The sequence below is a fragment of the Bradyrhizobium sp. CB2312 genome, assembly GCF_029714425.1.
GTDB lineage: Bacteria > Pseudomonadota > Alphaproteobacteria > Rhizobiales > Xanthobacteraceae > Bradyrhizobium.
This window is the reverse complement of record NZ_CP121668.1, coordinates 325,667-348,854: the sequence shown is the minus strand read 5'-3', so window position 1 is coordinate 348,854 and position 23,188 is coordinate 325,667. Positions and strand designations below refer to the sequence as shown.

Here is a 23,188-nt window from a genome sequence, read left to right as displayed (position 1 = left end):
CGTTGCGTGCTTGGCAAGACACCATTGCCGCACCGCGGCTGTGCAAGGCGCACCGGGCCTGCCACACTGCACCAGCCGGAGAACCCCTTGCACGCGCCTGACCGCCCTCGACCCGACGCACATCCCGCGCGGCTGATCCTGACCCTGTCGCTGGCGGCGACGGTCGGGCTCGGCATCGGCCGCTTTGCCTATGCCTTGGTGCTGCCGGACATGCGGGAGGACCTCGGCTGGTCCTACTCGGCGGCGGGTTTCATGAACACCATCAATGCCGTCGGCTATCTCGTCGGCGCGCTTGCGGCGTCGCGGCTGATCCAGCGGGTCGGCTGGGCGGCGGCGATCCGCGGCGGGACCCTGGCCTGCGTCGCCGCGCTCGCCACCTGCGCGCTGACGGGCAATTTCGTCGCGCTGAGCCTCGCCCGCCTCGTGCTGGGCCTCGGCGCCGCGGCCGGCTTCGTCGCCGGCGGCGCGCTCGCCGCAACCATCGCTCAGTCGCACCCGGAGCGGGCCAACTTCCTGCTCAGCCTGTTCTATGCCGGGCCCGGCATCGGCATCCTCTCCTCGGGGCTGATCGCCCCGTTCACGCTGCAATATTTCGGGCCGGGCTCGTGGTGGATCGTATGGTGGGCGCTGACGCTGCTGTCGGCCGCGATGACCGTGCCGCTGTTCCTGACTCGCATCGAGAGCGGCGCGCGCTTCTCCGAAGGCAGCCACGCCACCTTCGCGATCCTGCCCGTGCTGATCTATCTCGCCGCGTATTTCCTGTTCGGTGCGGGCTACATCGCCTACATGACCTTCATGATCGCCTATGTCCGCGACGGCGGCGGTGGGGCCGCGGCGCAAGCTGCGTTCTGGGGCCTGATCGGCCTGTCGGCCTTCGTCACGCCCTGGGCCTGGCGCGGCGTGCTCGCGCTCGATCGCGGCGGGCTCGCCACCGCGATCATCCTCGGCACCAACGCGCTCGGCGCCGGCTTGCCGATGCTCGGGCATTCCCCGACATGGCTCGCGATTTCAGCGGTGGTGTTCGGCGTTGCCTTCTTCGCCGTGGTCGGCTCGACCACCGCCTTCGTCCGCTTCAACTATCCGCCGCAGATGTGGCCAACCGCGATCGCGGCGATGACGATCTCGTTCGGCGTCGGCCAGACGCTCGGCCCGATCGTCGTGGGTGCGATCACGGATGCGCTGGGGAGCTTGAGCTACGCGCTGAATGTGTCGGCAGCGCTGCTGGCCTTGGGGGCGGTGGCGGCGCTTTGCCAGCGCAAGGTGGGGCCGGCCAAATCATCGGTGCCGTAGGGTGGGCAAAGGCGCACAGCGCCGTGCCCACGGTCTTCTTGATGGATAGAATGGTGGGCACGCTTGCGCTTTGCCCACCCTACGGCTGCGGGGCTAGCTCCCACTGAACGAATTATACCCCTGGTCTTCCCAATAGCCGCCCTTGTAGTCGTTGGTGACTTCCATCGAGACCACGTATTTCGGGTTCTTGAAGCCGAGCTTCGTCGGCACGCGGATCTTCATCGGGAAACCATAGGCGCGCGGCAGAATCTCGTTCGCGTATTTGAACGTCATCTGGGTCTGCGGATGCAGCGCGCTGCGCATGTCGAGCGGCGAGTTGTAGCCGTCCTTGTCGGCGCACTGGAACCAGACATATTTCGCGCGCGTGTCGGCGCCGATCAGCTTGAGGAAATCGCGCAAGGGCGTGCCGGTCCAGCTGCCGATCGCGCTCCAGCCCTCGACGCAGATGTGACGGGTGATTTGCGTCACCTGCGGCAGCTTGTAGAGCTCGTCCAGCGTCCAGGACTTCTTGTTGTCGACGAGGCCGCGCACCTCGAGCTTCCAGTCTTTGCCGTCGACATCGGGCGCGTCGTCGAGATCGTAATAGGCGTTGAACGGGAACGGCTTTGTGATCGCGCTCTCCGGGAAGGTCGGTGCCAGCGCGTCGGGATTGAAGATGAAGCCCTGCACGGCATCGTTGAACTTCGAAACCTTGGCCAGCATGGTCTCAGCCGAGGACGAGTCGATCACGTCGCAGCCGGTGAGCAGCGTCAGCGCCCCCAGGCTGGCGCCGCCGGCGATGAAGCGGCGACGGGTAAAATCCGGCATCGCCTTGATGGAGTCCTTGATCAGCAGCCGCTTGTCGACGCCGGGGATCAGGAATGAACGCTTGGCCATCGCTATTCTCCTTTATCGCCCGATAATCATCGCGCGCAGACTCTTCGGCACCAGCAGCGCGAGCAAAACGTGAATGACGAGGAAGGCGCAGATCGCGGCCATGCAGAAGAAATGCACGTAGCGCGCGGTCGGATAATCGCCGAACAGCATCACCAGGTAATAGAACTGAACCGGCTTCCACATTCCGAGGCCGGAGAGCACGATCAGCACGCCGACCACGATGATGCCGGCATAGAGCAGGCGCTGCACGTAATTGTAGACGGTGAGGTCGTCATGACCGAGCTTGAAGGTCAGCGCGGCCCTGACGTCGTGAAGCACGCCCGACGGCGTGATCGGCAGCAGCTTCTTCCGGAAGCGGCCGGTGGCAAAGCCGGTGACGAGATAGGCAAGGCCGTTGGTCATCAACAGCCACATCGCCGCAAAATGCCAGAGCAGGCCGCCGCCGAGCCAGCCGCCCAGCGTGTACTCGCGCGGAAAACTGAAGCCGAACAGCGGCGAAGCGTTGTAGATCTGCCAGCCCGACAGGATCATCAGGATCATGGCCAGTGCATTGATCCAGTGCATGACGCGAACCCAGGCCGGCTGGATCACCTTGGCCGGGGTGGCGCTGACCTGCTCGCCTGAGACTGTGAGGCTCGACATGATGGTTCGGTCCTGAACGTGGTCTGACACAGAATATACGCCGCTGCGGCCGCTTTCGTTACGCCCTGTCCGGCATCGAATCGATACCGTCAGGCTATGCCGGTCACAATAAAGCGAGCCGGGTGCCCCCGGCTCGCCGTTTTCGCCGCATCCGGTTTGGGGGATGAAACCGGGCTACGCGGTGTTATGTCGCCGGCATCAGCACGGTGTCGACCACATGGATGACGCCGTTGGACTGGTTGACGTTGGAGATCGTCACCATCGAGGTGCCGCCCTTGGCATCGACGATCCAGACCTTGCCGTCCATCTTCTTCACCGTGAGCTCCTCGCCCTCGGCGGTCTTCAGCTTCTTGCCGTCGGTGAGATCGGAGGCTTCGAGCTTGCCGGGCACGACATGGTAGGTGAGGATCTTGGTCAGCGTCGCCTTGTTCTCGGGCTTGACCAGATTGTCGACGGTGCCGGCCGGCAGCTTGCCGAAGGCGGCGTTGGTCGGCGCGAACACCGTGAACGGGCCCTTGCTTTCCAGCGTCTGCACGAGACCGGCAGCCTTCACGGCCGCGACCAGCGTGGTGTGGTCCTTCGAGTTGACCGCGTTCTGGACGATGTTCTTGGACGGGAACATCGCGGCACCGCCGACCATGACGGTCTTCTCCTCGGCACGCACAGGCGCGACGACGGTCGCGGTGATGGCCAGAGCGCTGAAGGCGGCAGCAGCGAGATAGGCAATACGCTTCGACATGGAAAGTCTCCCGATTGAATGGTGACCGGCAAGGGCCGGCGTTGAGTTGGGGCAACGAAGGCGGCTTGCGGCAGTCTCGAGGTGAAGCAGCAGCGCCGTCGTTGGCCGAACTACGGGACGGCCTGAGATGCGGTTTCGAGGAAAAATTCTTTGTGATGGGTGAAACTATGGGGCGGCGTGCCCGTGCGATGCGCGCGAGCCGAGCAGACAGTGCCGTTAAGGCAGTGTGCCCGTTGCAGCAGTCTGCCCGCCTCAATCCCTGCTCTGCGGCGTCTGGATGAATCCGCGATTATGCGTCGGGCTGATCAGCAGCTCGTTGATGCAGACGCGCGGCGGCATCGAGGCAATGAACGCGATGGTGCGGCCGAGATCCTCGGACTGCAGCATCTTCGCCTGCTCCTCCTCGCTCGGCACCACCGGGCGCAGCTTCAGGATTGGTGTCGCCACCTCGCCCGGCATCAGGCAGCAGGCGCGCAGGCCGTTGATGCACTCGTCCATGTTGAAGGAATGGGTCAAGGCCAGCACCGCGTGTTTTGTCGTGGTGTAGGCCGGGCCCGGCATCTTGGAGACGTGGCGGCCGGCCCAGGATGAGACGTTGATGATCGAGCCGTCCTGCTGCTTGCGCATGGTCGGCAGCACCGCGCGCATGCAATAGAGCACGCCGTTGAGATTGACCTGGACCAGCTTGTCCCAGCCCTCCAGTTCCATGTCCTTCCAACTGCGCTTGGGGACATTGATGCCGGCATTGTTGACGAGCAGGTCGATCCGGCCGTGCTTCGCGACGATCTGATCGGCCGCCTTCTGGGCCTGGTCCGCGTTAGCCACGTCCAGCGCGATGGCCTCGGCCGCGCCGCCGGCCTTGGTGATCTTCGCAACCACGGTATCCAGGGCTGACTGGCGGCGGCCCGAAACCACGACGGTCCAGCCGTCGGCCGCCAGCGCCTCGGCGCCGGCCTCCCCGATCCCGCTGCCGCCGCCCGTGACCCAGGCCACGCGTTTCCCGTTTTTGGTCATGCAAACTGTCTCCGTTGCTTCAATGGGGCGGTTTTTGCTAATCCAGCCCTCGGTTTTGACCGGCCTTGTCAGTCTTGCGGTCGAGGAAATCTTGCATGAACCAAGCAGCCAACGCCAACCTGTTTTCCCGCCTGTTCGACGGCCTCGACGACCCCAAACGCCTCGCGATCGAGACGCAGGACGGTGGCCATATCAGCTATGGCGATCTGATCGCGCGGGCCGGGCAGATGGCGAATGTGCTGGTCGCGCGCGGCGTGAAGCCCGGCGACCGCGTCGCGGTGCAGGTGGAGAAATCCGTCGCCAACATCGTGCTGTATCTCGGCACTGTCAGGGCCGGCGCGGTCTATCTGCCGCTCAATACCGCCTACACGCTGAACGAGCTCGATTACTTCATCGGCGATGCCGAGCCGTCACTGGTGGTCTGCGATCCCTCCAAGGCCGAGGGTCTTGCCCCGATCGCCGCCAAGGTGAAGGCCAGGGTCGAGACGCTTGGAGCTGACGGCAAGGGCTCGCTGACGGACGCCGCCGACAAAGCCAGCAGCGATTTTGCGACGGTGACGCGGGCCGGCGACGATCTCGCCGCGATCCTCTACACCTCCGGCACCACCGGCCGCTCCAAGGGCGCGATGCTGACGCACGATAACCTCGCGTCGAACTCGCTCTCGCTGGTCGGCTACTGGCGCTTCACCGACAAGGACGTGCTGATCCACGCGCTGCCGATCTACCACACGCACGGCCTGTTCGTGGCGACCAACGTGACGCTGTTCGCCCGCGCCTCGATGATCTTCCTGCCGAAGCTCGATCCGGACCTCATCATCAAGCTGATGGCGCGGGCCACGGCGCTGATGGGCGTGCCGACCTTCTATACGCGACTGCTGCAAAATCCCGCGCTGTCGCGCGAAACCACCAAGCATATGCGCCTGTTCATCTCGGGCTCCGCGCCGCTGCTGGCCGAGACCCATCGTGAATGGTCGGCGCGCACCGGCCATGCGGTGCTCGAGCGCTACGGCATGACCGAGACCAACATGAACACGTCGAACCCGTATGACGGCGAGCGCGTGCCCGGCGCGGTCGGCTTTCCCCTCCCCGGCGTCTCCGTGCGCGTGACCGAGCCCGAGACCGGCAAGGAGCTGCCGCGCGAGGAGATCGGCATGATCGAGGTCAAGGGTCCGAACGTGTTCAAGGGCTACTGGCGCATGCCCGAGAAGACCAAGTCGGAGTTCCGGCCCGACGGCTTCTTCATCACCGGCGACCTCGGCAAGATCGACGACAACGGCTACGTCCACATCCTCGGCCGCGGCAAGGATCTCGTCATCTCCGGCGGCTTCAACGTCTACCCCAAGGAGATCGAGAGCGAGATCGACGCCATGCCCGGCGTGATCGAGTCCGCCGTGATCGGCGTGCCGCATGCGGATTTCGGCGAAGGCGTCACCGCGGTGCTGGTCTGCAACAAGGGCGCCGATATCACCGAAGCCGCCGTGCTGAAGGCGCTCGACGGGCGGCTCGCCAAATTCAAGATGCCCAAGCGCGTCTTCGTCGTCGACGAGCTGCCGCGCAATACGATGGGCAAGGTGCAGAAGAACGTGCTGCGCGATACGTACAAGGATATTTACGCGAAGAAATGAGGGGACGGCTCTCTCGCCTCGTCATTGCGAGGAGCTCTTGCGACGAAGCAATCCAGAATCTTTCCGCGGAGACAGTCTGGATTGCTTCGCTTCGCTCGCAATGACGGAGTGCGGGGCGGCTACTGCCCGCCCACCAGGCTCATCACAAACCGGCTGCCGACGACAAACAGGTAGCACCCGAACGCAGCCTCCAGCGTCCGCTTCGACATCGCATGTGCGGCTCTCACGCCGAGCGGCGCGGTGACGAGACTCATCGGCATCACCAGCACGGCGCCGATCAGCGAGACGTAGCCGAGCGCGAAGGGAATCTGCAGCGCCGCTACGCTCGGATACGTCGCCGCCGCGGGCCAGCCGGCGTAGATGTAGCCGAGCGCGCCGGGGATCGAGATCAGCACGGCGAGCGCCGACGAGGTCGCGACGGCCTGATGGATCGGACGGCCATAGAAGGTCATCAAGAGATTCGAGAACAGGCCGCCGCCGATGCCCATCAGCGTCGAGAGGATGCCGACGCAGAAGCCGTAGACGCGCATCAGCGGGCCCTTCGGCAGATCATCGCCGAACTTCCAGCCTTCGCGCGCGAAGATGAGACGCGCGGCCGCCGACCAGGCGACGCAGACGAACACGATCTTGAACAGTTTTTCCGGCGCATAGCGCGCGATCACGCTGCCGGCGACAACGCCGATCACGATCGGCAGCGACCACACCCGCAGGATCGACATGTCGACCGCACCGCGCTTGTAATGCGCCTGGAACGAACGGATCGACGTTGGGATGATCACGGCCAGCGAGGTGCCGATGCAGAGCGGCATGCGCACCTCCAGCGGAACGCCGGCAATGCGAAAGCACTCGTAGAACACCGGCACGAGAATCGCGCCGCCGCCGATGCCGAACACGCCGGCCAGGAATCCCGAGAGCGCGCCGGTTGCGATCAACAGCAGCGCGAGCTCGACGACGTCGAAAACCTCGAGGCCACTCACCGGCGGCGATCCGTCGGCAGCTCTCGCGAATGCGCGACGCAGACGGCTGCTGCGGCGGCGAGGGCGGGCGCGGTGCGCCGGTGGGGGATGGACGTCAGGCTGACATGGGTGGGCATGGGAAGTCCCGGACTGCTTGGAGCCACCGCAACGTAGACCCTTCCGTTTTTCGGCGCTATTTCTGACAGTCGATATACTCTCTTGCGATATGCGGAAGGATGGCCATGGACCAGATTGCGGCGATGGCGACCTTTGTGCGGGCCGTGGACCACGGCAGTCTGTCGGCGGCGGCGCGATCGTTGCCGAGCTCTCTGACATCGGTGAGCCGGCAGATTTCCGCGCTCGAGCGCCACTTCGGCACGCGCCTGCTGATGCGGACGACGCGGCAGCTCGCGCTCACGGAGGATGGACGCATGCTCTACGAGCGCGCCAAATCGATCCTGGGCGAGCTCAAGGAGATCGAAGAGGGCCTGGCCGGAAATCGCCGCGAGCCGTCCGGACGGCTGAACGTGAGCGCGCCCACATTGATGGGGCGCCTGCTGATCGCACCGCTGCTCGGCGATTTCCTGCGCACCTATCCGTCGCTCTCGGTGGACTTGCTGCTGGTCGATCGCAATGTCGATTTGATCGAGGAGGACGTTCACCTGGCGCTTCGCGTCGGGCGCATGCCGGATTCGCAATTGGTGATGCGAAAGCTGGCGGAAGTGCAGATGATTCACTGCGCCTCGCCCGATTACCTCGCACGCCGCGGCGAGCCGCATACGCCTGCCGATCTGGCGCAGCATGATTGCCTGGTGTTTTCGGACGCGCCGGGCGCCGCAACCTGGCGATTCGGCCGCGAGGCGAACGGCGGAACGCGAATCCGCATCTCGGGACGACTCTGGGTCAACAGCCTCGATGCGCTCGCCGCCGCCGCCGAGAACGGCGCGGGCATCGTCCGCGTGCCGTCATGGCAGGTGGAAAAACAACTCGCGGAAGGACGCCTGCGACGTCTGCTGCGCGAGCACGAGCCTGCGCCGGCGCCGCTGAACGCGCTGTATCAGCCGTCGCGACTGGGCTCGACGAAGATTCGCGCCTTCATCGATTTCCTGGTCGAGCGGTGGCGCGGAAGCGATCCGCTCAGCCGCTGATCTCCGCGGCGGGGTGGAATGCAGGTTGCGCATATCCGGACCGGATCAAATCGAATGGTGAGGGGGAAGGTCGGCGCCCGGGTGAATGAGGCTGGCGACGCCTTTGGCCGATCTCTGCCCGGTTTGGACGGCATGGTCCGTTTAGAGGTGTTCCAATAGCAATTTCAACGCGCCTCGGCACTTTCGAAATGATGAATATAGATTCCCTTCTTCGTTGGGGGACCGACCTTCTGGTATACCAAGACCCTGATTGGCCTTGTTTCATCAAGGGTCTAGAGCTGAACGCAGGTTCGATTTATGGCGATTTGGTGATTGCGCAGGCGAAACCGACTCCGTAAATAGAGCCGACCTCTCGCGATCCCCGCGCGCGCCCTGTTGGGCCGCCATAAAACATCAAAGCTCATGACCGCACGGATCGAACGACCGCTTTCACCACACATGCAAGTCTACCGCTGGACGCTGACGATGGCCCTGTCCATCGTCCACCGCGCCACCGGTATCGCCCTCTACGTCGGAACCCTGCTGTTGGCCTGGTGGCTGATCGCGGCGGCCTCCGGCCCCGCCGCCTATGCCCATGTCCAGGCCTTCACCGGCAGCATCATCGGCCGGCTGATCGTGTTCGGTTACACCTGGGCGCTGATGCACCATATGCTCAGCGGCATCCGGCATTTCGTCTGGGACCTCGGCTATGGCTTCAAGGCCAATGAGCGCGAGGCGCTGACCTGGGGCGCAGCGATCGGCGGCATCGCCCTGACGGTGCTGATCTGGATCATCGCCTACGCGATCGGAGGTGGACGATGAGCGCGACCGATACGCCGAAGCGCAGCATGCGCACCCCGCTCGGCCGCGTCCGCAATCTCGGCGCGGCGCATTCCGGCACGTCCGACTTCTGGCGCCAGCGCCTCACGGCGGTGGCGATGACGCTGCTGATGATCCCGGTGCTGGTGATCATCATGATGCTGCTCGGCCGCAACCAGGCTGGCGCCAAGCAGATCCTCGGCTCGCTCCCGGTCGCCATCATCATGGTGCTCTTCATCATCGCCAGCGCCTGGCACATGAAGATCGGGATGCAGGTCGTGATCGAGGACTACGTCCACAACGAGAAGCTGAAGCTCACCGCGATCATGCTCAACAATTTCTTCTCGATCGCGGTCGCGCTCGCCTCGATCTACGCGATTCTCCAACTGTCATCCGGAGTGTAACCCATGGCCAACGAGACGAATGGCAAGGGCAACGGCGCTCCCGCCACCAACGGCAAAGCCTATCCGATCGAAGACCACACCTATGACGTCGTCGTGGTCGGCGCCGGCGGCGCCGGCCTGCGCGCCGTGGTCGGCTGCAGCGAAGCCGGTCTGCGCACCGCCTGCATCACCAAGGTGTTTCCGACCCGCTCGCACACGGTTGCGGCGCAGGGCGGCATCTCCGCCTCGCTCGGCAACATGCACAAGGACGACTGGCGCTGGCACATGTACGACACCGTGAAGGGGTCGGACTGGCTCGGCGACCAGGACGCGATCGAATACATGGTGCGCAACGCGCCCGACGCGGTCTACGAGCTCGAGCATTGGGGCGTGCCGTTCTCGCGCACCGAGGACGGCAAGATCTATCAGCGTCCGTTCGGCGGCATGACCATGGACTACGGCAAGGGTCAGGCGCAGCGTACCTGCGCCGCTGCCGACCGCACCGGCCACGCCATGCTGCACACGATGTATGGCCAGTCGCTGCGCCACGCGGCCGAGTTCTTCATCGAATTCTTCGCCATCGACCTGATCATGGACGACCAGGGCACCTGCCGCGGCGTCATCGCGCTCAAGCTCGACGACGGCACGCTGCACCGCTTCCGCGCCCAGACTGTGATCCTCGCGACCGGCGGCTACGGCCGCGCCTACGCCTCGTGCACCTCGGCGCACACCTGCACCGGCGACGGCGGCGGCATGGTGCTGCGCGCCGGCCTGCCGATGCAGGACATGGAGTTCGTGCAGTTCCACCCGACCGGCATCTACGGCTCGGGCTGTCTCGTCACCGAAGGCGCGCGCGGCGAAGGCGGCTATCTCGTCAACTCCGAAGGCGAGCGCTTCATGGAACGCTATGCGCCGTCGGCGAAGGACCTCGCCTCGCGCGACGTCGTCTCGCGCGCGATGACCATCGAGATCCGCGAAGGCCGCGGCGTCGGCAAGAAGAAGGACCACATCTTCCTTCATCTCGACCATCTCGATCCTGCAGTGCTCGCCGAGCGGCTGCCGGGCATCTCCGAATCCGCAAAGATCTTCGCCAATGTCGACGTGACGCGCGAGCCGATCCCGATCGTGCCGACGGTGCACTACAACATGGGCGGCATCCCCACCAACTATCACGGCGAAGTGCTGACCAAGAAGGACGGCGACGATAACGCGGTGATCCCCGGCCTGATGGCGATCGGCGAAGCGGCCTGCGTCTCCGTGCACGGCGCCAATCGCCTCGGCTCCAACTCGCTGATCGACCTGGTGGTGTTCGGCCGCGCCGCGGCGCTGCGCCTCGCCGAGAAGCTCACGCCCAACGCCAAGCAGCCGGAGCTGCCGGCGAACTCGGCCGAGCTCGCGCTCGGCCGCCTCGACCATTATCGCTACGCCTCCGGCGGCACGCCGACCGCGAAGCTGCGCGAAGGCATGCAGCACGTGATGCAGAACAATTGCGCGGTGTTCCGCACCGGCGAAGTCCTGAGCGAAAGCCAGAACCTGATCCAGAAGGTCCACAGCGGCATCACCGACATCGCCGTGTCCGACCGCTCGCTGGTGTGGAATTCGGACCTCGTCGAGACGCTGGAGTTCGACAATCTGATCTCGCAGGCGGTGGTGACGATGAACTCGGCCGCCAACCGCACCGAGAGCCGCGGCGCCCATGCCCGCGAGGACTTCTCCGCGCGCGACGACAAGAACTGGATGAAGCACACGCTGGCCTGGCTGGACGATTCCGGCAAGGTCAAGATCGAGTACCGCCCGGTTCACGACTACACCATGACCAACGACGTGCAGTACATCCCGCCGAAGGCGCGCGTGTATTGATTTGCTGCTTGTCATTGCCGGGCTCGACCCGGCAATCCATCCTTCAACGATGGATGCGCGGGTCAAGCCCGCGCATGACGAAAGAAACCAGAGGCAGGACTAATGGTTGAATTCGCACTTCCGAAGAACTCCAAGATTACCGGCGGCAAGACCTGGCCGAAGCCCGCGGGCGCGACCGAGCTGCGCGAGTTCCGCGTCTATCGCTGGAATCCCGATGACGGCAAGAATCCGAGCGTCGACACCTATTACGTCGACACCCATGATTGCGGTCCGATGGTGCTGGACGGGCTGATCTGGATCAAGAACCACATCGACCCGACGCTGACCTTCCGCCGCTCCTGCCGCGAAGGCGTCTGCGGCTCCTGCGCCATGAACATCGACGGCCAGAACACGTTGGCCTGCACCCGCTCGATGCACGACGTCAAGGACGGCGCGGTCAAGATCAATCCGCTGCCGCATCAGCCTGTCGTGAAGGACCTCGTCCCCGACCTCACCAACTTCTACGCGCAGTATGCCTCGGTCGAGCCGTGGCTGAAGACGACCTCGCCGACGCCGCAGAAGGAATGGCGCCAGAGCCACGAGGACCGCGAGAAGCTCGACGGCCTCTACGAGTGCATCCTGTGCGCCTGCTGCTCGACCTCGTGCCCGAGCTATTGGTGGAACAGCGAGCGCTATCTCGGGCCCGCTGCGCTGCTCCAGGCCAACCGCTGGGTCTCGGACTCCCGCGACGAGGCGACCGGCGAGCGGCTCGACAATCTCGAGGACCCGTTCCGCCTCTACCGCTGCCACACCATCATGAACTGCGCCAAGGCCTGCCCGAAGGGCCTGAACCCGGCGGAGGCCATCGCCGAGCTCAAGCTCAAGATGGTCGAGCGGCAGATCTAGGCCTCAATCATGCCACGACCCCGGCCGCCGCGGCCGGGGCATTCCACGATCGACGTCAGTTTGAGTAGAATTTACCACGGCCCGCGTCGCGCGCGAATCCTTGGAACACAACCAAAGGTTCCATTCATAAGCCGCTTCCTTCACGGCGGGAAATTCAAGTAAGCTCTCCGGCCAGGGACCGGGAGCGACCGTGCAGGGCGCACAACGCAACTCGCTGAGACTATTGCAGTGGATGATGGCTGCATCCCTGGCGCTCCCGATTGCGCTGTTCGTCTTCGCCTCCAGGATCTCCTACACCTCGACCAACGACATCGCCGACCGCGAGATCGAGCGCACGCTCGACGTCGCCCATGAACACGCGCTCAAGGTGTTCGAGACCATCGACCGCAGCCTCGCCGAGATCAACGAGGTCGTGCGCGGCCTTCCCGACGATGCCATCCGCGCGCGCGAGCCGGCGCTGCATCAGCGCCTGAAGCGCCTGACCGATTCGCTGCCGCAGCTGAAATCGGCCTGGATCTTCGATGCGGATGGACGGTCGCTGGTCAACAGCCTCGTCTCGCCGCCGCCGGAGCAGAGGTTTGCCGACCGCGACTATTTCCTCGCCCATGTCGACCATAGCATCGGCACTTTCATTGGCACGCCGCTGACGCCGCGTCCGCCCTATCAGGGCGCGCGCTTCTTCGGCGTCAGCCGCCGCCGCGACTCCGACGACGGCCGCTTCATCGGCGTGCTCCAGGCTTCCGTCCTGCCGGAATATTTCGAGAGCTTCTATGCCAGGATCGGCACCGACCCCGGCAGCTTCTTCGCGATCGGGCGCACCGACGGCACGGTGCTGGCGCATTTTCCGCGGCTCGACCGCGATCTCCGGCTCGATCCAGCCGGGCCGGTCGGCCAGAAGATCGCAGCTCACCCGGACCACGGCCTCATGACCATCGACTGGGCCTCGGACGGGATCGAGCGGCGCATCGGCTACCGGCGCGTCGCCGAATATCCGATCTATGTCAGCGCGGGCCTCGAGACCTCGGCGATTCGCGCGCGTTGGTACGCCACCATCGGCCAGCATCTGGTGTTCGGCGTCCCCGCCACCGCGCTGCTGTTCCTGCTGCTGGCGTTGGCATTCCGCCGCACCCAGCATCTCCAGGCCGAGGCCGCCGCGCGGCGTGAGGCCGAGGAGGCGCTCAAGCACAGCCAGCGGCTGGAGGCGCTCGGGCAGCTCACCGGCGGCGTCGCGCACGACTTCAACAATCTGCTGACGGTGATCCGCGCCTCGGTCGACCTGTTGAACCGGCCGCAGCTGACCGAGGAACGGCGGCAGCGCTACGTCACTGCCATCGCGGACGCGGTCGCGCGCGCGGCCAAGCTGACCTCGCAGCTGCTCGCCTTTGCGCGGCGGCAAACCCTGAAGCCGGAAGTGTTCGACGTCGGCGCGCGGATTCGATCGCTGCACGACATGCTCGCCACGCTGCTCGGCTCGGCGATCGAGATCGCGATCCGGCTGCCGGCCGAGCCCTGCCTCGTCAATGCCGATGCCGGCCAGTTCGAAACCGCGCTGATCAACATGGCGACCAATGCGCGCGACGCCATGCAGGGCAAGGGCAGGATCACCTTCGCCGTGCAGCCGGCGACGACCGTGCCGGACTCGCTGGCTCATCTTGTCGGCAGCCACGGCTTCGTCAGCATCGCGGTCAGCGACACCGGCATCGGCATTCCCGCCGCGCGGCTCGGCCGCATCTTCGAGCCGTTCTTCACCACCAAGCAGGTCGGCCACGGCACCGGCCTCGGCCTGTCGCAGGTGTTCGGCTTCGCCCGGCAGTCCGGCGGCGAGGTGACCGTGATCAGCGAGGTCGGCCAGGGCAGCACCTTCTCGCTCTATCTGCCGCGCGTGCCGGCGGACCTGCTGCCGCAGCGTCAGGCGCCGAATACCGCGCCGGCATTGGCCGGCAGCGGCATGTCGGTGCTGGTGGTCGAGGACAATATCGAGCTGGCCAATTTCGCCGCCGACGGCCTCACCGAGCTCGGCTACAGCATCACGCTGGTCGACAACGCGACCGACGCGCTCGCCGAGCTCGTCGTCGATGCGGACCGTTTCGACGTGGTGTTCTCGGACGTGGTGATGCCGGGGATGACCGGGCTCGACCTCGCGCACGCAATCGGCGACCGTGGCATCGGCGTGCCGGTGGTGCTGACGACCGGCTACAGCGAGGCGCTCGCGCAGGAGCGCAGCCTCGGCTTCGACCTCGTGCAAAAGCCCTATTCGATCGAGGAGCTGTCGCAGGTTCTCTACAGGGCTGCACGGCTGCGCCGGGTGCGCGACGGCGCCGCGGAATGACAGGTACTCCGGAACCGAGGGGAACCGGTTGATTTCCTTTGCGTTGTCCGCGCATGCAGAAGCCGGCCGCAAAGCGCGAACAGGGCGACAAGCCGCCCATCGTCGAGATCACCGGCGAGAGTGGCGATGACGTCGCCCCGCCACCGCCCGAATTCCTCGAGCCCGACCCCGAGCTGTCGCCGGAGGAGGCCGAGCAGGTCCGCAAGGATTATCTGCTGACGCGCTTCTGGATCAGCGCGCGCGGCTTCTGGGGCCGCAACGGCGACCGGCTGGCCTGGCCGTTCTCGATCGGCCTCGTCGTGCTGATCGTCCTCACCGTCGGCTTCCAGTACGGCATCAATGTCTGGAATCGCGCGATCTTCGACGCCATCGAAAAGCGCGATGCGGCGAGCGTGTTTCATCTCACCGCCGTGTTCTTCCCGCTCGCGATCGGCAGCATCGTGCTCGGCGTCGCGCAAGTGTTCGCGCGCATGGGCATCCAGCGACGCTGGCGCGCCTGGCTGACTGCAAGCGTGCTGACGCGCTGGCTCAAGAATGGCCGCTACTATCAGCTCAATCTCGTCGGCGGCGACCACGAGAATCCGGAATACCGCATCGCCGAGGATCTGCGCATCGCGACCGATTCGCCGGTCGACTTCCTCGCCGGCGTGACCTCGGCACTGCTGTCGGCCGCGACCTTCATCGTCGTGCTCTGGACCATCGGCGGCGCGCTCACCGTGACGCTCGGCGGCTCGGCGATCACCATACCCGGCTTTCTCGTGATCGCCGCGATCCTCTACGCCGCGATCGCCTCGGGCTCGATCATGGTGATCGGGCGGCGCTTCGTGCAGGTGTCCGAGGACAAGAACCAGGCGGAAGCCGATTTTCGCTACACGCTCACGCGCGTGCGCGAGAACGGCGAGAGCATCGCGCTGCTCGGCGGCGAGGAGGAAGAACGCGACGGCATCGACCGCAATTTTACCAGCGTGCTGCGGCAATGGGCGCGGCTTGCAGGCCAGCACATGCGCACCACGCTGGTGTCGCAGGGTTCGAGCCTCGTTGCTCCCGTCGTGCCGCTGTTGCTCTGCGCGCCAAAATTCCTCGACGGCAGCATGACGCTCGGGCAGGTGATGCAGGCGGCTTCCGCCTTCACCATCGTGCAGAGCGCGTTCGGCTGGCTGGTCGACAATTATCCGCGGCTCGCCGACTGGAATGCCTGCGCGCGCCGCATCGCCTCGCTGATGATGTCGCTCGACGGTCTCGAACGCGCCGAACAGGGCGACGGCTTCGGCCGCATCAAGCGCGGTGAAACCAATAACGACGCCATGCTGGAGCTGAAGGATCTCTCCGTCACGCTCGATGACGGCACGGCTGTCGTCGGCGAGACCGAAGTGGTGATCGAGCCCGGCGAGCGCCTGCTCGTGGCCGGTGAATCCGGCACCGGCAAGAGCACGCTGGTGCGCGCCATCGCCGGGCTGTGGCCCTGGGGCGGCGGCAGCGTCAATTTCCATGCCGACCGGCGGTTGTTCATGCTGCCGCAGCGGCCCTACGTGCCGTCGGGTAGCTTGCGCCGTGCTGTCGCCTATCCAGGTGCTGCCGAGAACTGGAGCGAGGCGGAGATCGGCGAGGCCCTGCACAAGGTCGGCCTCGATCATCTCAAGGAGAAGATCGAGGAAGAGGGACCGTGGGATCAGACGCTGTCGGGCGGCGAGAAGCAGCGCCTCGCCTTCGCGCGGCTCTTGCTGCACAACCCCGACATCGTCGTGCTCGATGAAGCGACCTCGGCGCTCGACGAGAAGAGCCAGGACAAGATGATGAAAATGGTCACCGACGAGCTGCCGAAGGCGACCATCGTCAGCGTCGCGCATCGCGTCGAGCTGGAAGCCTTCCACAGCCGCAAGATCGTGCTGGAGCGCCGCAAGGGTGGCGCAAAACTCGTCAGCGACGTGGATTTGATCCCGCGCAAAGGCAAGCGCAGGCTGCTCGGGCGATTCCTGAGGCAGCGCAAGGCGCCGAAGAAAGCAGCGTGAGGCTCGCTCTCTCTGTCGTCCCGGACAAGCGCAGCGAAGCGGAGCGAAGATCCGGGATCCATACCCACAGGGAGAGGTTTGGCGAAGACTCGGAGTGGGCGTCTCGCGCCACACGCCTCCCTGTGGTTATGGGTCCCGGGTTCGCTTCGCGCCCCGGGACGACACTGAAATTGTGGCCTCCACCAAAACCGGCTATGCATGCGCCGCCTGCAACGAGGACCGCCTGCTTGACGCCCAACACCGCCCCATCGACCGCGCCGTTCGGCGCGTTTGCGCCGAATGCGGCGCAGGCCGCGATCATTCGCCTGACGCAGCAGTCGGGGCTGAAGCGCGGGGCGTTCCGGCCGTGGATGTCGCGGCTGGTGAACCTGTTGCGCGGCGGCCCGGTCGACGTGCAGTACCAGGGCGCCTCGTTCCGGCTCTATCACCAGGGCAGCGCGACCGAGCGCGGCGCGCTGTTCAATCCCGACTACAATCTCGACGAGCTCGACTTCCTGCGCCAACACACGCAAGCGGGCGGCACCTTCGTCGATGTCGGCGCCAATGTCGGCACCTTTGCCTTGGTCATGGCGCGGCAGGTTGGCTCATCAGGCAAGGTTGTCGCGATCGAGCCGCATCCGCTGACGTTCGGACGGCTCTCGTTCAACCATGCCGCATCGAGCGCAACGCAGGTGCGCCTGGTGCAGGCCGCGGCCGGCGATAGCGACGGTGAACTGATGATCGAGAGCGGCGGCGGCAATCTCGGCGCCACGCACGTCGTCACGGGCGCCGCCAGCTCCGAGGCGATCAAGGTGCCGTCGCTGCGGCTCACGCGCATTCTCGAGGAAGCCGGCGTCGCGCAGGTCGATTCGCTCAAGATCGACGTCGAGGGCTTTGAGGACCGTGTTCTGATCGGCTTCTTCCGCGACGCGCCGCAATCGCTGTGGCCGCGCGCGGTGGTGATCGAGCATCTGTCACAAAACGAATGGCAGCAGGATTGTATTGCCGACATGGTCGCGCGCGGCTTTGCGATCGTGCGCAAGACGCGGAGCAATACCTTCCTGTCGCGCTGACAGGAACGAACAACGGAGCTTGCGATGATCGACCATTTGGGCTTTTCCGTCTCCGACTATGAGCGCGCGAAGGCGTTCTATGCCAAGGCGCTGGCGCCACTCGGCTACGGCCTGATCATGGAAGTCACGGCCGAGCAGACCGGTCACGCCGCAGCAGCCGGCTTCGGCGCGGACGGCAAGCCGGACTTCTGGTTCGGTGCCGAGGGCGCGATGAACAAGCCGGTGCATGTCGCGATTGCAGCGAAAGACCGCGCCACGGTCGATGCCTTCTACAAGGCGGCGATGGCCGCCGGCGGCCGCGACAACGGCGCGCCCGGCATCCGCCCGCACTATCACGCGAACTATTACGGCGCATTCGTGCTCGATCCTGACGGCCACAACATCGAAGCCGTCTGCCACGCGCCGGAATAGGCGGATTCCGAGACGTCGCGGGAGGAACATCGGCGCGGCATCATCGTTGTCGTCCTCCGGACAACTGATCTTGATGATGCCGATGCCGATCGAACCGCCTGAGATTCCGCCGTCGACACCGGGCACTCCGAGCGAGCCGCCACCGGGAATTCCGCCGGGCAACCCGCAGCCTGAAATCACGCCGCCTGTGCGCGAGCCCGGCGAATCACCACGGCCCGACGAACTGCCGGGCCGCATCCCTGAAGAGATTCCACCACGCGGACCGAACGGGCCGCTCACGCCGAATCCTGCGACGGATGCAACTTCGCCGCGGATCACACATGAGACGAACCATCACATGTGAGGCGATTGCAACCAGCGTCTGAATGCGCAATGAACGTCGCCATAGTGACGTGATTTGCATGCAGAAATAAATCGGCCCGCCACTGCTTCGCTCGCCACAATGCGGCCTAACGCGTAGCTGTTCATCCCAACACTTCGTCAAAGAACCTTCCGGGGAAGTTCACCACATGACCAACCTTCGTTTCGTGCTGCTTGCGACCACGGCTCTGACCGCGATGCAATTGGCAAGCTCCGCATCGCATGCGCAAAGCGCTTCGCCGCTCGTGGTCGCGCAGGCCCAGACTCAAGAAACGGGCCCTGACGGAAAACCGAAGCAGCCGCCGAAGGCACCGCCAGCGGCTGCGCCGCCTGCAGCGCCCGCACGTCCGGCCGCACCGCCGCCCGCCGCTGCACCGCCTCACCCACCAGCTGCGCCGCCGCCGGCTGCCGCACCGCCTCACCCGCCGGCCGCCGCACCGCCACGCCCAGCAGCGCCGCCACCGCCTCCGCCTGCGGCCCGCCCGGCTGCGCCGCCGCCGCCTCCCCGCCTCCACCGCCTGCCGCTCCGAAGCAGCCGTCGCCGCCTCCGGCCGCGGCTCCGCAGCAGCACGCCCCAACACCGCCGCCTCCACCACCGCCTGCAGCTCGTCCGGCGCCGACTCCGCCAGCGCCGCCGCCTGCCGCGGCTCCGCAACAGCATGCCCCGACGGCCGCCCCGCCGCCCGCAGCTCACCCGCCGACCCCGACGCCTCCGCCGCCGCCTCCGGCTGCGGCTCCCCCAGCGCGGCCTGCACCTGCGCCGACGGCGACGCCGACACCCGCGACCCCGCCTGCAGCGGCTGCGCCTGCGGCCCGTCCCGGCGCGCCCGCGCCTACTCCCACTCCGACAGCGACGCCCGCTCCGGCGGCAACGCCTGCGCCGACCGCAACGCCGGCTCCGGGCAGCACGCCAGCGGGCCGTCCCGGCGGACCGCCGCCCGGCGGCGGACGCCCGGGCGCGCCGCCGGCCGCTGGATCGCCGGCTCCGGGAGCCACGGCCACGCCGGCTCCCACTGGCACCCCGACCCCGCCCGGACGCCCCGGTGCGGCGGCGCCAGCGCCCGGCGCGGCTCCCACCCCGACGCCGACGCCGACGCCAGCGCCCGGCGCGGCTCCAGCCCCGACGCCGACGCCCGGCCAACAGGGTGGAACGCCTCCTGCTGGCGCGCCCGCGGCCGGAGCTCCGGCTGCGCCGCCCCAGGCGGGCGGTCTCCCGTCCCGGCCCGCGGCACCCGCCGGCGCTGCAGCTCCGACGGTCGTCCCCGGCTCCGCGGCTGCTACGCCTCCGCCCGACCGGGCCCAATACCGTCCGCCGACGGTCGCCCCGGCCTTCCAGGCCGCGCCGACGATCGCAGCACCGTTGCCGCCTCCGCCGCGTCCGCCGCAGCGTGACCTGACGCCGCTCGCGATCGGTGCTGGCGTGGTGGCCGGCGCCGTGATCGGCGCGACCATCGCCGACATGCACAACCAGCGGCGCGAGGTCATCGAGGGCGGCCGTACCGTCTACACCGAGCCGGATCGCATCATCATCAGCGATCCGGGCGGGCAGTCCTATGTCCGCGGCAACGATCTCTACCGCTTCCGCTATGGTGCCCGCGACATCCGCACCTTCAACGAAGGCGGCGAAACCCGCACTGTCGTGATCCGTCCCGATGGCAGCGAGGTGATCACCGTGGTCGGCCCGGACGGTTCGCTGCTACGGCGAATCCGCAGGGACCCTGGCGGGCGCGAGATCGTCATCATCGACAACAGCTACCGCGATCCGCGGTCGGTCGGCGGCTTCTATGTCGACGTGCCGCCGCCGGTCGTGAACATCCCCTACGATCGCTACATCGTCGATGCCCAGGAAGCATCGCCGGACGTCATCTACGCGACCATGCAGGCACCGCCGGTGCAGCGGATCGATCGGCGTTACTCGCTCGATGAGATCCGCTACAGCCCCAATGTTCGCATGCAGATGCCGAGCATCGACGTCAACACGATCAACTTCGAGACGGGATCGTGGACCATCCCGCCGGACCAGGCGGCCCGGCTTCAGGTGATTGCCGACGGCCTCAACCAGGCGATCCAGCGCAATCCGCGCGAGGTGTTCCTGATCGAGGGACACACCGACGCGGTCGGCAACGAGGTCGACAATCTGTCGCTCTCGGACCGCCGTGCGCAGGCGGCGGCCGAATTGCTGACGCAGCAGTTCAACGTGCCCGCCGAGAACCTGACGTCGCAGGGCTACGGCGAGCAGTATCTGAAGGAGCAGACGCAAGGGCCGAGCCTGATCAACCGGCGCGTCACCATCCGCCGCATCACGCCGCTGCTCAATGGCGGCACGGCCTCGCTGCCGCCGCCCCCGCCCGGCACCGCGCCGCCGCGGTAACGGCACATACAAATGCAAATGGCCGGGAGCGATCCCGGCCATTTTTGTTTTGGGCGATTACGCGCGGCCTGGTGACACGGGCCGCGAACTCGTAGGGTGGGCAAAGGCGCGCACGCGCCGTGCCCACCATCACTGCCTTCGTGGAAAGGTGGTGGGCACGCTGCGCTTTGCCCACCCTACGAGAGCGAGAGTGTCAGCCCTTGTCGCTCTCGAGCTTGAAGATCTGCGAGCCTTCGCTGCCCGAGAGCAGGCCGGTCTTCGAGTAGAGACCGAGCTTGGTACGCGTATCCGCGATATCAAGGTTGCGCATGGTGAGCTGGCCGATGCGGTCGGCCGGCGTGAAGGCGGCATCCTCGACCTTCTCCATGCTGAGCCTTTCAGGCGCATAGGTGAGGTTCGGACTTTCCGTGTTCAAAATAGAATAATCGTTGCCACGGCGCAGCTCCAGCGTCACCTCGCCGGTGACGGCGCGCGCGACCCAGCGCTGCGCGGTCTCGCGCAGCATCAAGGCCTGCGAGTCGAACCAGCGGCCCTGATACAGCAGACGGCCAAGACGCATGCCGCTGATGCGGTACTGCTCGATGGTGTCCTCGTTGTGGATGCCGGTGACGAGGCGCTCATAGGCGATGTGCAGCAACGCCATGCCGGGCGCCTCGTAAATGCCGCGGCTCTTGGCCTCGATGATGCGGTTTTCGATCTGGTCGCTCATGCCGAGGCCGTGGCGACCGCCGATCGCGTTGGCTTCGAGGAACAGCGCGACGGGATCGGTGAAGGTCTGGCCGTTCAGCGCGACCGGCTGTCCCTCCTCGAACCGCACCACGACCTTCTCGGCCTTCACAGTGCAGTCGTCACGCCAGAACGGCACGCCCATGATCGGGTTGACGATCTTGATGCCGCTGTCGAGGCTCTCGAGATCTTTTGCCTCGTGCGTGGCACCGAGCAGATTGCTGTCGGTCGAATACGCCTTCTCCGCGCTCATCTTGTAGGCAAAGCCCTGCGCCGTCATGAACGCCGACATCTCGGCGCGGCCGCCGAGCTCGTCGATGAACTGCTGGTCGAGCCAGGGCTTGTAGATGCGCAAGGCAGGATTGGTCAAAAGGCCGTAGCGGTAGAAGCGCTCGATGTCGTTGCCCTTGAAGGTCGAGCCGTCGCCCCAGATGTTGACGCCGTCCCCCTTCATCGCCGCGACCAGCATCGTGCCGGTCACCGCGCGTCCGAGCGGCGTGGTGTTGAAATAGGTGATGCCGCCGGTCGAGATGTGGAAGGCGCCGGACTGGATCGCGGCGATGCCTTCGTGCACCAGCTGCGTGCGGCAATCGACCAGCACGGCCTTCTCGGCGCCGAACGCTTCGGCCTTGCGCGGGATCTCGTTGTAGTCGGCCTCATCGGGCTGGCCGAGATTGGCGGTGTAGGCGTAGCAGCGCGCGCCCTTCTGCTTCATCCAGAGCAGCGCCGCGCTGGTGTCGAGACCGCCGGAAAACGCGATGCCGACTTTCTCACCCTTGGGCAGGCTTTTCAGGATCGTGGTCATGGGGCTTCCAATCGGGTCTCAAAGGGCTGAAGAAGTTGCGAACTTGACCGCGCGAATAACAAATTTCGCCGGGCTCGGCACCCATTTAATGGCTCAAACCGAGGGTTCGGCGCCCGCTCTGCGGGCGAACAGGCGCTGGCGCAGCCGGTAGGCGGGCATGTTCAGCCGGGTCAGGGCGGCATCGACCGCCGCGTCCGAGAACCGGGTTCGCGGCCAGCGGTAAATCAGCGCGTAGAAGAGCCAGATCACCACGAAGGTGACGAGGCCGGCGGTCGAGACGTCGGTGAAGAAGTGGCCGCCGAAGGCCATGCGCAGGCCACTGGTGACGAGGCCGAAGACGACCGCGCCAGTATAGGCGAGCGGCCGCCATGGCGGCGGCGCCAGCGCGGCCGGCGCCAGCGTCCAGAAGGCGGTCGCGCCCTCACCCGAGAAAAAAGAGCAGTTGCGCGCGCAGTCGCCACGCGGATCCCACCACGCCACGAATTGCTGGTCGCCGGCAAACTCGGTCACCACCACCGGGCGCGGCCGGCCCCAATAGGTCTTGAAGGTGAGGTTGGTGATGATGACGGCCGACAGGATGATGGTGACGAGCAGGAACACGATCGCGCGCCCCGACACCATCAAGGGACGGTCGGGCCGGATCATCTTGACCACGAGCGCGACCAGCGGCGGCAGCACGAACGCCCAGGAGACCCACATCGCGGCATCACGCGCGACGCCGGCCCATTCATTCAGCTTGAGCGGAAACGTCTTGGTCTCGGGGTCGAAGAACAGTGACGCGAGCTTGAGATCGAGCTCGGGATAAAGGCCGAAAACGACGCCGATCACGAGCCACAGCGCCAGGGCGATGAAGAGTCCAGTCCGGTTCATGGCGCGCGGTTTAGCGGAGTGGGGCAGGGATGGAAACCC

At 66.1% G+C, this 23,188-nt stretch carries 19 protein-coding genes and 1 pseudogene; 13 read left to right on the top strand and 7 right to left on the bottom strand.

All coding sequences use genetic code 11. The features are described from left to right. Nucleotides 1-87 precede the first annotated feature (87 nt). The gene (locus tag QA642_RS01670; RefSeq protein ID WP_283083096.1) at nucleotides 88-1,290 is read left to right on the top strand and encodes a YbfB/YjiJ family MFS transporter; all 1,203 of its coding nucleotides are present in this window, start codon (nucleotides 88-90) and stop codon (nucleotides 1,288-1,290) included. A gap of 93 nt (nucleotides 1,291-1,383) precedes the next feature. On the opposite strand, the gene QA642_RS01665 is transcribed toward QA642_RS01670, so the two are convergent. The 4 genes from QA642_RS01665 to QA642_RS01650 all read right to left on the bottom strand — a co-directional run bounded on the left by QA642_RS01665 (nucleotide 1,384) and on the right by QA642_RS01650 (nucleotide 4,561). Further along, nucleotides 1,384-2,166: a molybdopterin-binding protein gene (locus QA642_RS01665; protein WP_283083095.1), complete on the bottom strand. Its 783-nt coding sequence runs from the start codon at nucleotides 2,164-2,166 to the stop codon at nucleotides 1,384-1,386. A 12-nt stretch (nucleotides 2,167-2,178) separates the two neighbouring features. Then, nucleotides 2,179-2,808, bottom strand: coding sequence for a cytochrome b/b6 domain-containing protein (locus QA642_RS01660; RefSeq protein WP_283083094.1), 630 nt, complete (start codon nucleotides 2,806-2,808; stop codon nucleotides 2,179-2,181). Nucleotides 2,809-2,992: 184 nt separating this feature from the next. Continuing rightward, on the bottom strand, nucleotides 2,993-3,547 hold the full coding sequence (locus QA642_RS01655; protein ID WP_283083093.1) for a fasciclin domain-containing protein: 555 nt from the start codon (nucleotides 3,545-3,547) through the stop codon (nucleotides 2,993-2,995). Nucleotides 3,548-3,799: 252 nt separating this feature from the next. After that, nucleotides 3,800-4,561, bottom strand: a complete 762-nt coding sequence (locus QA642_RS01650) for an SDR family oxidoreductase (RefSeq protein WP_283083092.1) — start codon at nucleotides 4,559-4,561, stop codon at nucleotides 3,800-3,802. Nucleotides 4,562-4,656: 95 nt separating this feature from the next. Here QA642_RS01650 and QA642_RS01645 point away from each other — a divergent pair, with 95 nt between their 5' ends. After that, nucleotides 4,657-6,186, top strand: coding sequence for a malonyl-CoA synthase (locus QA642_RS01645; protein ID WP_283083091.1), 1,530 nt, complete (start codon nucleotides 4,657-4,659; stop codon nucleotides 6,184-6,186). A gap of 119 nt (nucleotides 6,187-6,305) precedes the next feature. Here QA642_RS01645 and QA642_RS01640 read toward each other — a convergent pair whose 3' ends face one another. Continuing rightward, on the bottom strand, nucleotides 6,306-7,163 hold the full coding sequence (locus QA642_RS01640; RefSeq protein ID WP_283083090.1) for a sulfite exporter TauE/SafE family protein: 858 nt from the start codon (nucleotides 7,161-7,163) through the stop codon (nucleotides 6,306-6,308). A gap of 221 nt (nucleotides 7,164-7,384) precedes the next feature. Here QA642_RS01640 and QA642_RS01635 point away from each other — a divergent pair, with 221 nt between their 5' ends. The 11 genes and pseudogenes from QA642_RS01635 (at nucleotide 7,385) to QA642_RS01585 (ending at nucleotide 20,748) form a co-directional block, all read left to right on the top strand. Further along, complete coding sequence (locus QA642_RS01635) at nucleotides 7,385-8,290, top strand: LysR family transcriptional regulator (RefSeq protein ID WP_283083089.1); 906 nt, start codon at nucleotides 7,385-7,387, stop codon at nucleotides 8,288-8,290. A 402-nt stretch (nucleotides 8,291-8,692) separates the two neighbouring features. Further along, nucleotides 8,693-9,091 carry a succinate dehydrogenase, cytochrome b556 subunit gene (gene sdhC / locus QA642_RS01630; RefSeq protein ID WP_027561807.1) on the top strand — a complete coding sequence of 133 codons (399 nt, stop codon included), beginning with the start codon at nucleotides 8,693-8,695 and terminating at the stop codon, nucleotides 9,089-9,091. Continuing rightward, a complete protein-coding gene (sdhD, locus tag QA642_RS01625) occupies nucleotides 9,088-9,492 on the top strand; it encodes a succinate dehydrogenase, hydrophobic membrane anchor protein (protein ID WP_027561806.1) in 405 nt (134 codons plus the stop codon). Before sdhC ends, sdhD begins: the two co-directional genes overlap by 4 nt. A 3-nt stretch (nucleotides 9,493-9,495) precedes the next feature. Beyond that, on the top strand, nucleotides 9,496-11,331 hold the full coding sequence (sdhA, locus tag QA642_RS01620; protein WP_283083088.1) for a succinate dehydrogenase flavoprotein subunit: 1,836 nt from the start codon (nucleotides 9,496-9,498) through the stop codon (nucleotides 11,329-11,331). A 102-nt stretch (nucleotides 11,332-11,433) separates the two neighbouring features. After that, the gene (locus QA642_RS01615; protein ID WP_283083087.1) at nucleotides 11,434-12,216 is read left to right on the top strand and encodes a succinate dehydrogenase iron-sulfur subunit; all 783 of its coding nucleotides are present in this window, start codon (nucleotides 11,434-11,436) and stop codon (nucleotides 12,214-12,216) included. A 190-nt stretch (nucleotides 12,217-12,406) separates the two neighbouring features. Further along, nucleotides 12,407-14,545, top strand: coding sequence for a hybrid sensor histidine kinase/response regulator (locus QA642_RS01610; protein WP_283083086.1), 2,139 nt, complete (start codon nucleotides 12,407-12,409; stop codon nucleotides 14,543-14,545). A 53-nt stretch (nucleotides 14,546-14,598) separates the two neighbouring features. Next, complete coding sequence (locus QA642_RS01605; RefSeq protein WP_283083085.1) at nucleotides 14,599-16,554, top strand: ABC transporter ATP-binding protein/permease; 1,956 nt, start codon at nucleotides 14,599-14,601, stop codon at nucleotides 16,552-16,554. A gap of 227 nt (nucleotides 16,555-16,781) precedes the next feature. Then, a complete protein-coding gene (locus tag QA642_RS01600; protein ID WP_283083084.1) occupies nucleotides 16,782-17,606 on the top strand; it encodes an FkbM family methyltransferase in 825 nt (274 codons plus the stop codon). A 24-nt stretch (nucleotides 17,607-17,630) separates the two neighbouring features. Then, a complete protein-coding gene (locus QA642_RS01595; RefSeq protein ID WP_283083083.1) occupies nucleotides 17,631-18,017 on the top strand; it encodes a VOC family protein in 387 nt (128 codons plus the stop codon). Nucleotides 18,018-18,099: 82 nt separating this feature from the next. After that, nucleotides 18,100-18,360 carry a hypothetical protein gene (locus QA642_RS01590; protein ID WP_283087134.1) on the top strand — a complete coding sequence of 87 codons (261 nt, stop codon included), beginning with the start codon at nucleotides 18,100-18,102 and terminating at the stop codon, nucleotides 18,358-18,360. A 166-nt stretch (nucleotides 18,361-18,526) separates the two neighbouring features. Further along, nucleotides 18,527-20,748 (top strand): annotated as a pseudogene (locus QA642_RS01585) (OmpA family protein). A gap of 193 nt (nucleotides 20,749-20,941) precedes the next feature. On the opposite strand, the gene argG reads toward QA642_RS01585, so the two are convergent. Both argG and QA642_RS01575 read right to left on the bottom strand, forming a co-directional pair. Further along, nucleotides 20,942-22,279 carry an argininosuccinate synthase gene (gene argG, locus QA642_RS01580; RefSeq protein WP_283083082.1) on the bottom strand — a complete coding sequence of 446 codons (1,338 nt, stop codon included), beginning with the start codon at nucleotides 22,277-22,279 and terminating at the stop codon, nucleotides 20,942-20,944. A 93-nt stretch (nucleotides 22,280-22,372) separates the two neighbouring features. Next, nucleotides 22,373-23,149, bottom strand: a complete 777-nt coding sequence (locus tag QA642_RS01575; RefSeq protein WP_283083081.1) for a phosphatase PAP2 family protein — start codon at nucleotides 23,147-23,149, stop codon at nucleotides 22,373-22,375. Nucleotides 23,150-23,188: the final 39 nt, after the last annotated feature.

Bases quoted from the DNA above. Each gene is read 5' to 3' on its own strand.
- QA642_RS01615 (WP_283083087.1), top strand. From the start codon at position 11,434: ATGGTTGAATTCGCACTTCCGAAGAACTCCAAGATTACCGGCGGCAAG.
- QA642_RS01660 (WP_283083094.1), bottom strand. From the start codon at position 2,808: ATGTCGAGCCTCACAGTCTCAGGCGAGCAGGTCAGCGCCACCCCGGCC.
- QA642_RS01665 (WP_283083095.1), bottom strand. From the start codon at position 2,166: ATGGCCAAGCGTTCATTCCTGATCCCCGGCGTCGACAAGCGGCTGCTG.
- QA642_RS01635 (WP_283083089.1), top strand. From the start codon at position 7,385: ATGGACCAGATTGCGGCGATGGCGACCTTTGTGCGGGCCGTGGACCAC.
- sdhD (WP_027561806.1), top strand. From the start codon at position 9,088: ATGAGCGCGACCGATACGCCGAAGCGCAGCATGCGCACCCCGCTCGGC.
- QA642_RS01605 (WP_283083085.1), top strand. From the start codon at position 14,599: ATGCAGAAGCCGGCCGCAAAGCGCGAACAGGGCGACAAGCCGCCCATC.
- QA642_RS01645 (WP_283083091.1), top strand. From the start codon at position 4,657: ATGAACCAAGCAGCCAACGCCAACCTGTTTTCCCGCCTGTTCGACGGC.
- QA642_RS01575 (WP_283083081.1), bottom strand. From the start codon at position 23,149: ATGAACCGGACTGGACTCTTCATCGCCCTGGCGCTGTGGCTCGTGATC.
- QA642_RS01590 (WP_283087134.1), top strand. From the start codon at position 18,100: ATGCCGATCGAACCGCCTGAGATTCCGCCGTCGACACCGGGCACTCCG.
- argG (WP_283083082.1), bottom strand. From the start codon at position 22,279: ATGACCACGATCCTGAAAAGCCTGCCCAAGGGTGAGAAAGTCGGCATC.
- sdhC (WP_027561807.1), top strand. From the start codon at position 8,693: ATGACCGCACGGATCGAACGACCGCTTTCACCACACATGCAAGTCTAC.
- QA642_RS01595 (WP_283083083.1), top strand. From the start codon at position 17,631: ATGATCGACCATTTGGGCTTTTCCGTCTCCGACTATGAGCGCGCGAAG.
- QA642_RS01650 (WP_283083092.1), bottom strand. From the start codon at position 4,561: ATGACCAAAAACGGGAAACGCGTGGCCTGGGTCACGGGCGGCGGCAGC.
- sdhA (WP_283083088.1), top strand. From the start codon at position 9,496: ATGGCCAACGAGACGAATGGCAAGGGCAACGGCGCTCCCGCCACCAAC.
- QA642_RS01655 (WP_283083093.1), bottom strand. From the start codon at position 3,547: ATGTCGAAGCGTATTGCCTATCTCGCTGCTGCCGCCTTCAGCGCTCTG.